This is a genomic window from Phocaeicola fibrisolvens (assembly GCF_025567125.1).
GTDB lineage: Bacteria > Bacteroidota > Bacteroidia > Bacteroidales > Bacteroidaceae > Phocaeicola > Phocaeicola fibrisolvens.
The window spans coordinates 1-12,252 of record NZ_JAOQJI010000071.1; the positions used below are offsets into that span (position 1 = coordinate 1).

Genomic DNA, 12,252 nt, shown 5'->3' on the forward strand with positions numbered 1-12,252 from the left:
AAAATTTTATTAGCTTGGTAACTAACTGATTATTAATTAATAATAGCTGTTTTGGCGAATTTTCTCCGGACAGCAATGTATCGCAATTATAGGTTTGCTGTCGGCGGCAAATACAAGCTGGGCGGACGGAATTACCTGACGGCAGATCTTTCGTATGACCGGTATGGGTATTTCTACGACTATAAGTTATAGGAAGTCACCGACTATTTCATGGAGGGGAACCGCATCACTTATTTCCCCGGACAACGCATCAAGCAAAGCATTCAGAAACAGGTGCTGGGCCAGGCGAAAGGGGTCTTCTACTTCGGCGAACGCCACATCCTGAACACGGGCATCGAGTATCTGTACAATGGTCTTGAATCTCCCCACCGGATTGACGGCGACCGTGCTTCTGTCTATACGTTGGCCGCTTATGCCCAGGAAGAATGGACGGCCCGGGAAAACACGGTCGTCACCGTAGGAGCCAGAGGAACCTTGCACAAGGAAACGGGCTTGAACTTCAGTCCCAAAGTGTCCGTCTTGTACAAATGGTCGGATTTTAACCTGCGTGCTTCGTATGCCATGGGATACAAATCGCCCACCGTGAAAGAGTTATATTACAACTACACCGCACATTGGGTGGCGGCGCGCTTACGGCTTATCATGGCAATAGGGACTTAAAGGCGCAGACCTCCCAATATGTTTCTGTAGGGCTGGAATACGCGGGAGACAAGTGGCAGGCCAGTCTGACAGGCTATGTCAACCTGTTGCGTCACATGATTGAGCTGGTGGAAATCAATCTGACCCCGGAAGAGAAGCTGGAGGAGATTGAGAAAAGCAAGGAGTATCGGAACCTGACGCGGGCACGCATCTGGGGAGTGGACTTCACTTTCAATTATCAGCCGACCAAGGACCTCACTCTGAGCGGCGGCTACAATTTCGCAGACCCCAGGGCCCAATATCCCAACCAGGGTATCAACTACATGGAATACATCCCGATGGATGCCACTTCAAAGCACAACGCGACGTTTCATGCCGCCTGGCAGCATGCGTGGAAGCGGTATCGCCTGGGAGTAGGGGTGTACGGACGCTATCAGTCCACCCGCCGTTATGTGAAGGATAACAATGCCGACGCTTTCCAGACTTGGCGCATCAATACGGCTCACACCTGCCTGGGAATGAAACGCTGGACGCTGACCCTGAACGTAGGAGTGGACAATGTGTTCAACTACATAGACCGTACTCCTTTCGGCTATAATCGGGCCACCACCACACCCGGACGTAATTTCTACGTTTCGGCACTCCTCAAGTTCAAAAGCAGATAATCACACTATATTCACTTATTAAACAAAAAAATCGTATGGAAATGCACTTTTTCAAATCAAGTATGATGGCCACGCTTATGGCGACCGCCTTGTGCACGGGTATCGCTTCGTGCAGTGACAAAGACGACGTGGAAAGTACCTTGAATCCGGCCGAACGGACTGTCTCTCAGGCCAAGAAGCATGACACGGCCTTGCTGCTCTGTACTTTCGGCAGCACCTACAAAGAGTCACTTTCCGTGTATGACGACGTGATGAATGACTTCAAGAAGGAATTCCCTGATGTGGACATTTACATGTCGTTCACCTCGCGCACCTGCATCAACCGCGTACAGGCTGCTACGGGCATCGAACGCTATGAACTCGACCAGTGGCTGAAGGCCATCGGAAACGCCGGATACAAGCGGGTGGCAGTACAGTCGCTGCATGTGATTCCCGGTGAGGAGTATCTTTCGTTGATGAACACCGACATCAAGAAATACTTTATGATCCAATGGTTCCCGCACATCGACGTGTTGCGCGGAGCCAACCTGCTGTCTGAGGAAGAAGACACGAAAATGGTGGCCGACGTGCTCTACAGTCACTATGCGGAAAGACTCAGTGACAAGCACCACATCGTGCTGCTGATGGGACACGGTAACCCGGATGAAAACTACAGCGCGAACCAAAAGTATGCCGAGGTACAAAAGGCCCTGCAGGCCAAGGCCGTCCACAAGAACATCTTTGTGGGGACGGTGGATTATGGCGATATGCTTTTTTGGCCCAAAGAGGTGGAAGAGAATCCGGCCGACCACCTCACGGATATCCGCACGGTACGCAGCCAATATCCGAATTGCATCTACTCCCAGATTATGCAGTATTGCGAGGATAACGCTCTGCAACCGGCCCACGTGAAAGTCTATATCGCTCCTTTCATGTCCATTGCCGGTGACCATGCCCATAACGACCTCTGGGGATTGAAAGCGCTGGCCGAAGGGGCCGATGTGAATAAGGTCGAACTGAACACGAACGAATACAGCTGGCGTGAACGTCTGGAGAAAATCGGCTTCTAGGTGCAGGAGGATTTTGAGTCTCATCCCCTCAAGGAGGCCGGGGCCGACCATGGTATCGCGGACGGTTGTGGCATCCGCGCCCTGGGCAGTTATCCTGAAATCCGTCGGATCTGGGTGAAGCACCTCCGCGAACAGTGGGATGCCAACGCCTGGGAGAACGGAAAGGATTATCAATAAGCCGTCATCAGGGGGCCGGAAGCATTGCCTGCTATAGCTTCATCGGCAATGCTTCCGGATAATGAAAGCTGTGAGTATAGCCTTAAATCGGATTTGGAACGTATCTTTGAGGTAGGAGTCGCAAAAAAACAAGTATTAAAATATGATAATTCATTTGATTAATCGAAGCCTATTCGTAATTTTGCGAACGACAAACAGATAAGGTAAATAGAAAGGATGAAAAAGAAGTATTCGGAAGGGCAGAAGAAGATGCCCCGGGAAGACTGAAACGCCGAAAGTAAGATGCTGCATTAACAAGGAAAACTGGGAAATTGCCAAAAAGGTGTTTGCCGGTTTTCTAGTACAACCTATATGCAAGAAAGAGGGCTGCTGTAAGTAAGCTCTTTTTTTTGAAGAATTGGTTCGTATTTTTGCGAATAACTAACGATTAAAATAGAAAGACATGAAAAAGATTTTATTCTTGCTTGCTGCATGCTTCACCTTTAGCGCCTGCAACATGAACGCAAAGAACGGAACGGAAGCACAGACTCAAAAAGAAGTGACAGTAAAAGACCATGTGGAAGTATTGTATTTTCACGGGAAGCAGCGTTGTGCTACCTGTATAGCCATCGAAAGTAATACTAAAGCTGCCATGGAGGAGAACTTTGCGGAACAGCTCAAAAGGGGGGAGGTCGTTTTTAAGGTAATAGACATCAGCAAGAAGGAGAATGAGAAGATGGCCGAGAAGTATGAGGTAACCTGGTCATCGCTGTTTGTCGTGAAATACAAGCACGGACAGGAAACAAGCGAGAACATGACTGAATTTGCTTTCGGAAATGCCCGCAAGTCGCCGGATGTATTCAAGGCTGGGGTGGTCAAGGCTGTCAATGAAATGCTGAAATAACGGAGAAGGTTATGGACTGGTTACAGACATTGCTGGATAACAGCTCCACTCCCGTACTGACGGCGTTTCTGCTCGGACTGCTGACCGCGCTGTCACCTTGTCCGCTGGCAACGAATATCGCAGCCATCGGCTTTATCGGAAAAGACATTGAAAACAGGAAGCGCGTTTTCCGGAACAGCCTGCTCTATACGCTGGGGCGTATCCTTTCATACACTCTGCTCGGAGCGGTACTGATTATGGTTCTGAAAGAAGGCTCCAGCATGTTCGGCATACAGAAGGCCATCGGAACATGGGGGGAACTTGTGCTGGGTCCGCTTCTGCTCGTGATAGGTCTGTTCATGCTCTTTGGCGACAAACTGAATCTCCCGCAGTTCGGATTCAGTGGAAATGCGGAAGGTCTCGCCCGAAGAGGCGGATGGGGTGCCCTGCTGATTGGCGTACTGTTTGCCCTGGCTTTCTGTCCGACAAGCGGCGTGTTTTATTTCGGCATGCTGATACCGATGTCTGCCACAGCGACAGCCGGCTATTTCCTTCCTGTGGTATTTGCCATTGCCACAGCCATCCCTGTGCTTGCCGTGGCATGGATTCTTGCCTTCAGTGTGCAGCAGATGGGAAATTTCTACGGCAGGATGCAGAAGGTGCAGAAATGGATGAACCTGATTGTGGGCGTGGTGTTTATCCTCGTCGGCATCTATTATTGCTGGATAATGTATTTATAAAATGAATCTGATAACAAACCAAATATTTACGAACATGGAAATTAAAGTTTTAGGTCCGGGTTGTGCCAAATGTAAAGCAACCTACAATGTCATTGAGAAAGTGCTGAAAGAAAACCACATTGATGCGAAACTGACCAAGGTGGACGACATCATGGAAATGATGAACTACCACATCATGACCACACCGGCCGTGGTGATTGACGAGGTGGTGAAGATGAAAGGACAGGTTCCGACTGAAAGCGAGGTAAAGAAACTGCTGGGCATCTGAGGCACAGAATGATTTAACTGTGGGCGGCAGAGACAACCGTGGTGGAATCTGCCGCTCTTTTAATGAACAGGTTGTTCGTATTTAAACGAATTAAAATAGAATAGAAATGATACAGGATTTTGCTGACTGGCTCGTTTACGGGTTGTTCGGACTGAGTGCCGACACTCCGGTAGGAGTTGCCGTAAACTTCTTCTTTTATGATACAATTAAAATTCTCTTACTTTTGTTCTTCATCAGTGTGTTGATGGGCATCGTCAACGCTTATTTCCCGATAGAGCGTTTGCGGAACTATCTCGTCACACACAAGATGTACGGGTTGCAATACTTGCTGGCGTCACTTTTCGGAGCCATCACCCCGTTCTGTTCGTGTTCATCCATACCGCTGTTCATCGGCTTTGTGAAGGGCGGCATCCCTTTGGGGGTCACCTTCGCCTTTCTGATTACCTCCCCGCTGGTGAATGAGGTGGCTGTGGCCATGTTCCTCGGTTCATTCGGTCTGAAAGTGACACTGATTTACGTCATCAGCGGGATTCTGTTGGGAGTAATAGGAGGTATCGTACTCGGCCGTATGCGTCTGGCTCCTTATCTGAGTGACTGGGTAAAGCAGATACAGGCCCACTCATCCGCCCAGGCCGATGAATGGGAAAAAGACCATACCACCTTTATCAAACGACTCCCGACCATTGTCCGTGATGCCTGGAAGATTGTCAGCGGTGTACTTATATACATCCTGATTGGTATCGGTATCGGTGCCTTCATGCATGGTTTTGTGCCGGAAGGCTTCTTCCAGCAATACATGTCGAAAGACAACTGGTATGCCGTGCCTCTGTCTGTGATTCTTGCCGTACCGATGTATGCCAATGCCGCAGGTATCGTGCCTGTCATCGAGGTGTTTGTGGCAAAAGGCATTCCCGTCGGAACCGCAATCGCTTTCATGATGGCGGTCGTAGGCCTTTCCCTGCCGGAAGCCACCCTGCTGAAGAAAGTAATGACCTGGAGACTGATCGGCATATTCTTCGGAACGGTGGCGTTCTTCATCATTCTGTCGGGCTATCTGTTTAACTATATACTGTAGATAAGATAATAAATAGAATAGGGGAACATCCCTCTTTTAAGTCAAACCAATAAAAAAACGGAATAAATGAAAGTATTGATTCTTTGTACAGGAAACAGCTGTCGCAGCCAGATGGCTCACGGTTTTTTGCAGTCATTCGATAAAAACCTGGAAGTATATTCAGGGGGTACCGAACCGGCAGCCCAGGTAAATGCCAAGGCAGTGGAAGTGATGAAGGAAGTGGGGATAGACATCAGTTCGCATGTGCCTACACACGTCAACACGTATCTCGATCAGGAATGGGATTATGTAATCACCGTTTGCGGTGGCGCCAATGAAAGCTGTCCCGCCTTTACAGGAAAGGTCGGCAAACGTATGCACATCGGTTTTGACGATCCTTCACATGCTACAGGCACACCGGAGTTCATCGACTCGGAGTTCCGCCGTGTACGTGACGAAATCAGAAATGCCTTTGCCCGTTTCTATATCACGGAAATCAGAAAAGAAGAATTGCCGAAATGCGCTTGCGGCGACTAGGGCGTTACTACCCAAAATGAGCGATATGACACATATTCTGACAGGAGATTTGGACTGTTCAGACGGTTACAGTATCATTGATAACTTTGTCCCCTTGCTATTATCAATCTGCCAATGCTTGTGAATGGGGTGCCCATTTTGCGCACAAAGTGATCATATAAAAAAAACACCGATCATCGGAATATGGTAAAGCGTATCCGGTGGTCGGTTTCATTTTTTGCTTTTTTAGTGCTTATTGTTCCCGTTCAAAATGGGCAAATGTGAACTGTTATTTGTTCAGCATCTGTAGTTGGTTGTCGCCCATCATTCTCAGGCCTTTAATGAAACATTTAATAAGAAATCTCATTTTTGTAGTTGTTTTTATGTTTTACAACACAAAAGTACGCATTGTTTATTACATAATATGTTGTATAGCATATAATTTTCATGAAAGGCCTTAATACTTGATATATGTCAACCAGATGGTAGAAGCTGAATGACTTTTTCTTTTCTGTCGTTATTTGAAAATAAAAATAGTATCTTTGGCAGACCGTACTTTTGAAAGAAAAAGAATGAGAATATGAGAAAAATGTCTTTGCTGAGTGTATGCTTTTTCTGTTTGCTGAGCCTGTCGGCTTGGGCAGAAGTAATTCCGGTCGACACGATACCTTTCGAACTGGGTGCCGACAACCGCTTGTATGTGACAGTCTATATCAACGGGCAGGACGACCGTCCCTTGCGCTTCCTGCTGGATACGGGAGCGACGGACGTGGTGCTCAATTCCAATTCGCCGCGCACCGAAGGGCTGGCTGCCTTTACGGAAAGTGTGGAGAACCAGGGTGCCAATTCGGTGGAGACCATTTCTTCCACAGCCCCCTCTCAGGTGGTGAGGATGGGCAGCCGGGCCATTTCCGGCTTGGAACTGATAGCTATTCCTTATCCGCCCGATGCCTGGGACGGCGTGCTGGGACTGTCTTACCTGAGGAACTTTGATGTCCGTATCGATTATCGGCGGAAATCCATCTTCCTGTATGAATTGGGCAACGGGCAGAAGGCAGCATCGGACAAGGCTGTCAGGCTGAAGATGGACTATCGTCTTGGAGTGCCGGTCGTTCCGGTCGGCGTGCGTGTCGGTGGAGTGGATTATCAGGTATCGGTAGAGGTAGACACGGGTTCCGACCGTGTGTTCGACCTCAATACACCTTTCGTCCGTCGCAACGGCCTGCTGGGCACGCAGAAACCATTTGCCATCTCGCGCATAGACGGTACGGTGAAGGAGGGCGGTGAACTGCAGAACGTGTACTTCGATTGGGTGACACTGGGAGATGCCCTGACTTTGCCCCGCATACCCGGTGCTTTTTCTACAGTGACGGAAGGGGTGCAGGCCAGTGAGGCGATGGACGGCGTGTTAGGCAACAATTTCCTGCAACGCTTCAACCAGCTTTATGACTTCAAGAACAACTTCCTTTATTTGGAGGTGAACGACCGACTTTATACTCCTTTCTATGACTTTTTGGTTCGTTGAACAGTCTCAACCCGAATGGTGCGTATTATAAACCCTTTCCAGCAGCTGATTGCCCAACAAGGGGCGATAGTGTCCTGATTCATAATAGTTGTGGTAATCTTCTGTAAATTCATTGATGCCACTGAAATCATATACATTTTCTTTTCCGAAAATGCCTTGCAAGATTTTTCTGTCATCCGGGTGCAGTTCTTTCTGGTTATAATCCGGACTGATGATGACACGTACTGAAGTGTGATGACGACGCAGGACTTCCCTGATTTCCTCCAATATCCTCCGTTGCTTTTGAAATATGGCAGTTTCAGCTATAGTGACCGTACCAACTCGCTCAGGAAACTCCTTTTTACGGTTTTCCCAGTATGCCTCACCTTCCTGCTCAATCATCTTCTCGCGTGGATTGAACGCATCGTTGTTCTTCGAATCGCGTATCCTTCCATAAGGGTTCATTCGCTTCATCCCTGGTTCCACACGTCCTGTGATTCTATATTTCAGATAGGGGAACAAAAAGTCTGGCATTGCGAATGCCTGTATGAATTCCATCTGCACAACAAACGGATTACAGCCCGATATAGCAGCCGGAAGTATATGGCTGGGACCTGTCAGGAGTTCAGAATGTGAAAGGGAAGTCCGGTCCAGAACCAGCAGCACATTCTTGATTTCTGCACTTTCACTCTCAAGGGCATGAAGCTTGAGGATAATCGCTTTCATACTTTCCGCATTACCGAAAAGGCGGATGGCACGGTCGCCGGGGGCAAGGTATTTTTCCCATTCTCCGCATCGGAAGGCCATAGTACAAGAATTACCCAAGATAAAAGAATTGAAATGCACGCTGTCCTTATGGTTCCGGTATATTTGCCACCCTACATGCTGTTCGTTCAACATGACGTCTGAATCATACAGGTCGTATTTGCGGAGGACCATAAAAGGATCGTCATACACGTAAAGGGCCATCAAAGCCCAGAATGGGAGGGCAAACCACAGCGACTTTCGGACGAGACGCAGGAAAGCAGCGCGTTTACGGATGGGTGCGTCCGTAATAGTTTCCGGTATTTTTTCCATCAGAATTGCAGATATATGAAGTTTTCCGTGCCGAACTTGCCATAAGCGAACACGGCAAACACAATTAAATAATACACGGTCCAACGGACGAAGGCTGGCTGGTTCTCTAAACGCAGGTGCAAGTCGCCTTTGGACATAAAAAAGTCATAAAGCAGTATCAGCAACCAGGCACTGCCAGCTACGATGCAGATGTGGTCGGACATGCCGATATTGATTTCTTTCCAGCTCGCATGGGGCTGAAAAGAGATGTTCCGCAGGAAATAGAACGCGTCTGAAACAGACTGTGCCTTGAAGAACACCAGCGATACGGCAAAAATGAGGTAGGTGCGGACAACCGAAAGCGTGGCGAACAGCCGTTCTCCGATACGTTTCCTTACCTTGTTCTGTATTTTTTCGGTCCTCAGTTCCCACACAATCACAAGCCCCTGAATGAATCCATAGACGGCAAATGTCCATCCCGCACCGTGCCATATACCCAACGCAATGAAGGTCACCATGAGGCTTGCCGTCACACCTCCTTGTCCCCAACGGCGAGTGAACGATGACAAAGGAAGAAAAAGGTAATCCCGCACCCAGGAGGAAAGGGAGATATGCCAGCGGCGCCAGAACTCAGCCGTGGTCTGGGCGGCAAAGGGATGCGCGAAGTTGGGTGACAGTTTCAATCCAAACAACATGCCTGTTCCAATCGCCATGTCCGTGTAGCCGGAGAAGTCGGCATACAGTTCGATGGGATAAAGCAAGCAAGCCATAAGCAGTTGTACACCTGAGGCGGTGTGCATCGAATGGAATACTCCGTCAATATAGGGTGCTATATGGTCGGCAAGCACCAGCTTCTTCACCAATCCCACCACAATCAGCTTCAGGCCGTAGGTCATCATGGAATAGGAGGCAGGAGAGAGTCTTCGGACTTGCGGAAGCAAATCGGCAGACCGTTCAATGGGACCCGACAGGAACTTCATGAACAGGAGCATATAAAGCAGGAAATCCATCAGACTCCGCTCCGCCTTTTCCTCCTCCCAATAGACTTCCGTCAAGTAGCCGATGGCCTGAAAGGTGTAGAACGACATGCCCAACGGGAAAACAATGCCGGAGTTTCCGGTCAACTGGTGGGCATAGCGGAACCCAATCCAGTAGAGGACGAGACAGGAGATACTGCTCCAGTAAATCAAGCGGGAGCCCCTTCCTTTTTCACAGGCCCGCTCAATCCGTATCGCCGCACCGTAGGTGAAAAGACTTACGACCAGTGCCGTGACAAGAAATGCGAGATTGAAGTAGCCGATGAAAACCCCACTGGCCGCCAGTAGAATCCGCTTCCGCCCTTTTTCACTGACAAAATGGTATAAGGTGAAACAGAGCAGAAGCAGCAGGACAAATTCAAGGGAAATGAATGACATCGCTTTTCCCTCCTTATTTGGCCTTATTCAGGATAGTCTGACACAGATCGCCTACGTTTTTCAATTTCACGATCTCACGAAACGTGAAACGCACCCCGAACTTCTTCTCAATCTCGGTGAGCAGTACCATATTGGTCAGCGAATCCCATCCCTCCACGTCGTGGGCCGTAGTGCTTTCGGTCAATGTGATGTTGTCTCTCTTCAATACTTTTCTGAATATTCCGTTCAGGGTTTCCAATAATTCTTTCGTTTCCATATACTTGATTGTTTTTGAGTTATTGCGTGATGAATTTTAATAGTTGCTTCCGGTCAGTTTTGTTGCTGTTGTTTTGTGGAAAACAAGGGATGAAGTGGATGTGCCGGGGGCACATATAAGACGGCAGACGGCTTTGCAGGTACTGTCCCAGGCGTTCCGTATCTTCCGTCTCCCGCTCTACGGTCAGGTGCAGTTCACAACTTCCGTCAGAGGTATAAACCGGCAACACTACCGCGTTACAGCTATGTCGGTAGAACGCCTTGACGTGGTATTCAATCTCGCCCAATTCTATTCTGAAGCCTTGTATCTTTACCTGTGTGTCTTTGCGGCCACAATAAACGATGTCTCCGTCCGTATCTGCCCGGCAGAGATCGCCGGTCCGGTAATAAAGCTTTCCGGAAGAATCCGTCACAAAACATTCCGCCGTCTTTTCGGGAGCACCCCAATACCCGCTCATGAGTTGAGGTCCGGAAATCCACAGTTCACCCGTCTCTCCGGTCGGAAGGGGTTTGCCCGAAGGGGAGGCAATCAGATAGTCCATCCCCTGAAAAGGTTTCCCGATTGCCGCCATGCCGTTATGGTGTTTGGCCCCTTCTGCCGGGATGACATACGACGTGCAGTAGATGGTCGCTTCGGTCGATCCGTACAGGTTGATGACCGTGGCGTTGGGTATGCAAGGACGAAATTCGTGGAGTAGATTCACGTCGGTGGCCTCCGCGGTGACGACGAGATAGCGCAAGTCTGGGAAACAGATTTCCCCGAAATAAGGACGTGACAACCGAAGCACGGAAGGGGCTACAGCCGCAAACGTAAGCCGATGGCGTTCCATGATATCCAGTACGTTCAGGTATTTCATTCCCTGCTGCGGAACGGGATAGACACACGCACCGAGGGTGAGGGGATAAAGAAACGACACGACAGAGACATCGAATGTCAGTTCGAACATCTGAAGCATACGGTCGTTTTCATCCAGTTGCCATCCTAAAGCACGATAGGCCCGGTAGAACGCATTCAGGTTCTTCCGGGAGATGGGGACCCCTTTGGGTTCGCCCGTACTTCCGGACGTGAAGATGATGTAAGCCGGTACGTCGGAATCCACCTCCTCGATGCCGGACGGCAAAGCAAGCCGATGAGAGGGGAGAGATACCCGTATGGCCCTGATGTCAGCGGGAAGCATGTCGCCATTTTCCCCACTGTAGAGCCACAGGCCGATGCCGGATTGCCGGGCTATCCGAGCGTTGCGCTCTGCCGGATAATCGGGATGTAACATGACGTAGGTTTTCCCGGAAAGCAGCACACCCAAAATGGAGGCGTAGGTTTCCATACGGTTTTCGGCCGCGATGCCCACCGTGTCTCCATGGAGATTTTTCAGCGTTTCACAAATACTTCCTGCCAGTCCGAACAATTCCTGATAGGTATAGGTCCGGTCGTCAAGGACCAGTGCCGGACGCGTGGCATAACGGTTCGATGCCTGGACCATGTCTGCCAGCATATCTGCGTCGTTTTTCTTTTCCATATTACGTAATTATAGTCTAGTCTATTATGTCTGCTTGCCTTTATTTGTTTATTTGTATAACGGAGATTGGTGCAAATCCCCCTATTCCAGGAATGTGAATATTGGTTAAATGTAAGTATGTGATAGATAATAGTTATACTGATTTGTATGCGGACAGCGTTCTGAGAGGGAAAAATATACGTGATTTATTACAAGAAGAATGACTGCTCTGTAGTGTTTCCGGAAAATGCTTCGTCGAATTGTGCCACATGAGGAAATGTTTTTTATGTTTTCCATTCGAGAACCGTATGTTTTCCATCCGTGAAACGTACGTTTCTCAAGGCGGAAACATACGTTTTCCGTGTGGGAAACATAGAAATTTCAAGCCCAAATGGGTATTTATGCTTAGGCGTTTTTGAGTCTACATAAAAGGAGGAAATAGAGGCCGTCTCAAAATGAATTGAGATGGCCTCTGCCGTTTCATATCAGATTGAAGTCGTTTGGATTTTCCTCAAAAAAAAGGAGTTTCCAGGTTTCCTCTTTCAAATTTCATCAT

General features: G+C 48.7%; 10 protein-coding genes and 2 pseudogenes. 8 read left to right on the top strand and 4 right to left on the bottom strand.

The window, feature by feature from the left end; genetic code table 11:
- Positions 1-78: 78 nt before the first annotated feature.
- The 8 genes and pseudogenes from OCV81_RS17785 to OCV81_RS16795 all read left to right on the top strand — a co-directional run.
- Positions 79-1,304 (top strand): annotated as a pseudogene (locus OCV81_RS17785) (TonB-dependent receptor plug domain-containing protein); the annotation flags it as partial.
- Positions 1,305-1,345: 41 nt separating this feature from the next.
- Positions 1,346-2,530: pseudogene (locus OCV81_RS16760) on the top strand (sirohydrochlorin cobaltochelatase).
- A 442-nt stretch (positions 2,531-2,972) separates the two neighbouring features.
- A complete protein-coding gene (locus OCV81_RS16770; protein WP_148331008.1) occupies positions 2,973-3,413 on the top strand; it encodes a nitrophenyl compound nitroreductase subunit ArsF family protein in 441 nt (146 codons plus the stop codon).
- An 11-nt stretch (positions 3,414-3,424) separates the two neighbouring features.
- Complete coding sequence (locus OCV81_RS16775) at positions 3,425-4,132, top strand: aromatic aminobenezylarsenical efflux permease ArsG family transporter (protein ID WP_148331009.1); 708 nt, start codon at positions 3,425-3,427, stop codon at positions 4,130-4,132.
- 34 nt (positions 4,133-4,166) lie between these two features.
- Complete coding sequence (locus OCV81_RS16780) at positions 4,167-4,400, top strand: thioredoxin family protein (RefSeq protein ID WP_148331010.1); 234 nt, start codon at positions 4,167-4,169, stop codon at positions 4,398-4,400.
- A 106-nt stretch (positions 4,401-4,506) separates the two neighbouring features.
- Positions 4,507-5,475 carry a permease gene (locus tag OCV81_RS16785; RefSeq protein ID WP_148331011.1) on the top strand — a complete coding sequence of 323 codons (969 nt, stop codon included), beginning with the start codon at positions 4,507-4,509 and terminating at the stop codon, positions 5,473-5,475.
- A gap of 66 nt (positions 5,476-5,541) precedes the next feature.
- On the top strand, positions 5,542-5,991 hold the full coding sequence (locus OCV81_RS16790; protein ID WP_148331012.1) for an arsenate reductase ArsC: 450 nt from the start codon (positions 5,542-5,544) through the stop codon (positions 5,989-5,991).
- A gap of 559 nt (positions 5,992-6,550) precedes the next feature.
- The gene (locus tag OCV81_RS16795; RefSeq protein WP_262640497.1) at positions 6,551-7,495 is read left to right on the top strand and encodes a retroviral-like aspartic protease family protein; all 945 of its coding nucleotides are present in this window, start codon (positions 6,551-6,553) and stop codon (positions 7,493-7,495) included.
- A gap of 6 nt (positions 7,496-7,501) precedes the next feature.
- Here OCV81_RS16795 and OCV81_RS16800 read toward each other — a convergent pair whose 3' ends face one another.
- Genes OCV81_RS16800 through OCV81_RS16815 form a run of 4 tightly spaced genes read right to left on the bottom strand, consistent with a single transcriptional unit; the run spans position 7,502 to position 11,717 of the window.
- Positions 7,502-8,551: a histidine kinase gene (locus tag OCV81_RS16800; protein WP_148331013.1), complete on the bottom strand. Its 1,050-nt coding sequence runs from the start codon at positions 8,549-8,551 to the stop codon at positions 7,502-7,504.
- Entirely contained in the window at positions 8,551-9,945 is a 1,395-nt protein-coding gene (locus tag OCV81_RS16805; RefSeq protein WP_148331014.1) for an MBOAT family O-acyltransferase, read from the bottom strand. Before OCV81_RS16805 ends, OCV81_RS16800 begins: the two co-directional genes overlap by 1 nt.
- Before the next feature lie 13 nt (positions 9,946-9,958).
- On the bottom strand, positions 9,959-10,201 hold the full coding sequence (locus OCV81_RS16810; RefSeq protein WP_148331015.1) for an acyl carrier protein: 243 nt from the start codon (positions 10,199-10,201) through the stop codon (positions 9,959-9,961).
- Positions 10,202-10,220: 19 nt separating this feature from the next.
- Positions 10,221-11,717 (bottom strand): amino acid adenylation domain-containing protein, encoded by a 1,497-nt coding sequence (locus OCV81_RS16815; RefSeq protein WP_148331016.1) that lies wholly within the window; start codon positions 11,715-11,717, stop codon positions 10,221-10,223.
- Positions 11,718-12,252 lie beyond the last annotated feature (535 nt).

Coding starts and splice junctions, on each gene's coding strand:
- OCV81_RS16800 (WP_148331013.1), bottom strand. CDS start 8,551: ATGGAAAAAATACCGGAAACTATTACGGACGCACCCATCCGTAAACGC.
- OCV81_RS16770 (WP_148331008.1), top strand. CDS start 2,973: ATGAAAAAGATTTTATTCTTGCTTGCTGCATGCTTCACCTTTAGCGCC.
- OCV81_RS16790 (WP_148331012.1), top strand. CDS start 5,542: ATGAAAGTATTGATTCTTTGTACAGGAAACAGCTGTCGCAGCCAGATG.
- OCV81_RS16815 (WP_148331016.1), bottom strand. CDS start 11,717: ATGGAAAAGAAAAACGACGCAGATATGCTGGCAGACATGGTCCAGGCA.
- OCV81_RS16810 (WP_148331015.1), bottom strand. CDS start 10,201: ATGGAAACGAAAGAATTATTGGAAACCCTGAACGGAATATTCAGAAAA.
- OCV81_RS16805 (WP_148331014.1), bottom strand. CDS start 9,945: ATGTCATTCATTTCCCTTGAATTTGTCCTGCTGCTTCTGCTCTGTTTC.
- OCV81_RS16775 (WP_148331009.1), top strand. CDS start 3,425: ATGGACTGGTTACAGACATTGCTGGATAACAGCTCCACTCCCGTACTG.
- OCV81_RS16785 (WP_148331011.1), top strand. CDS start 4,507: ATGATACAGGATTTTGCTGACTGGCTCGTTTACGGGTTGTTCGGACTG.
- OCV81_RS16795 (WP_262640497.1), top strand. CDS start 6,551: ATGAGAAAAATGTCTTTGCTGAGTGTATGCTTTTTCTGTTTGCTGAGC.
- OCV81_RS16780 (WP_148331010.1), top strand. CDS start 4,167: ATGGAAATTAAAGTTTTAGGTCCGGGTTGTGCCAAATGTAAAGCAACC.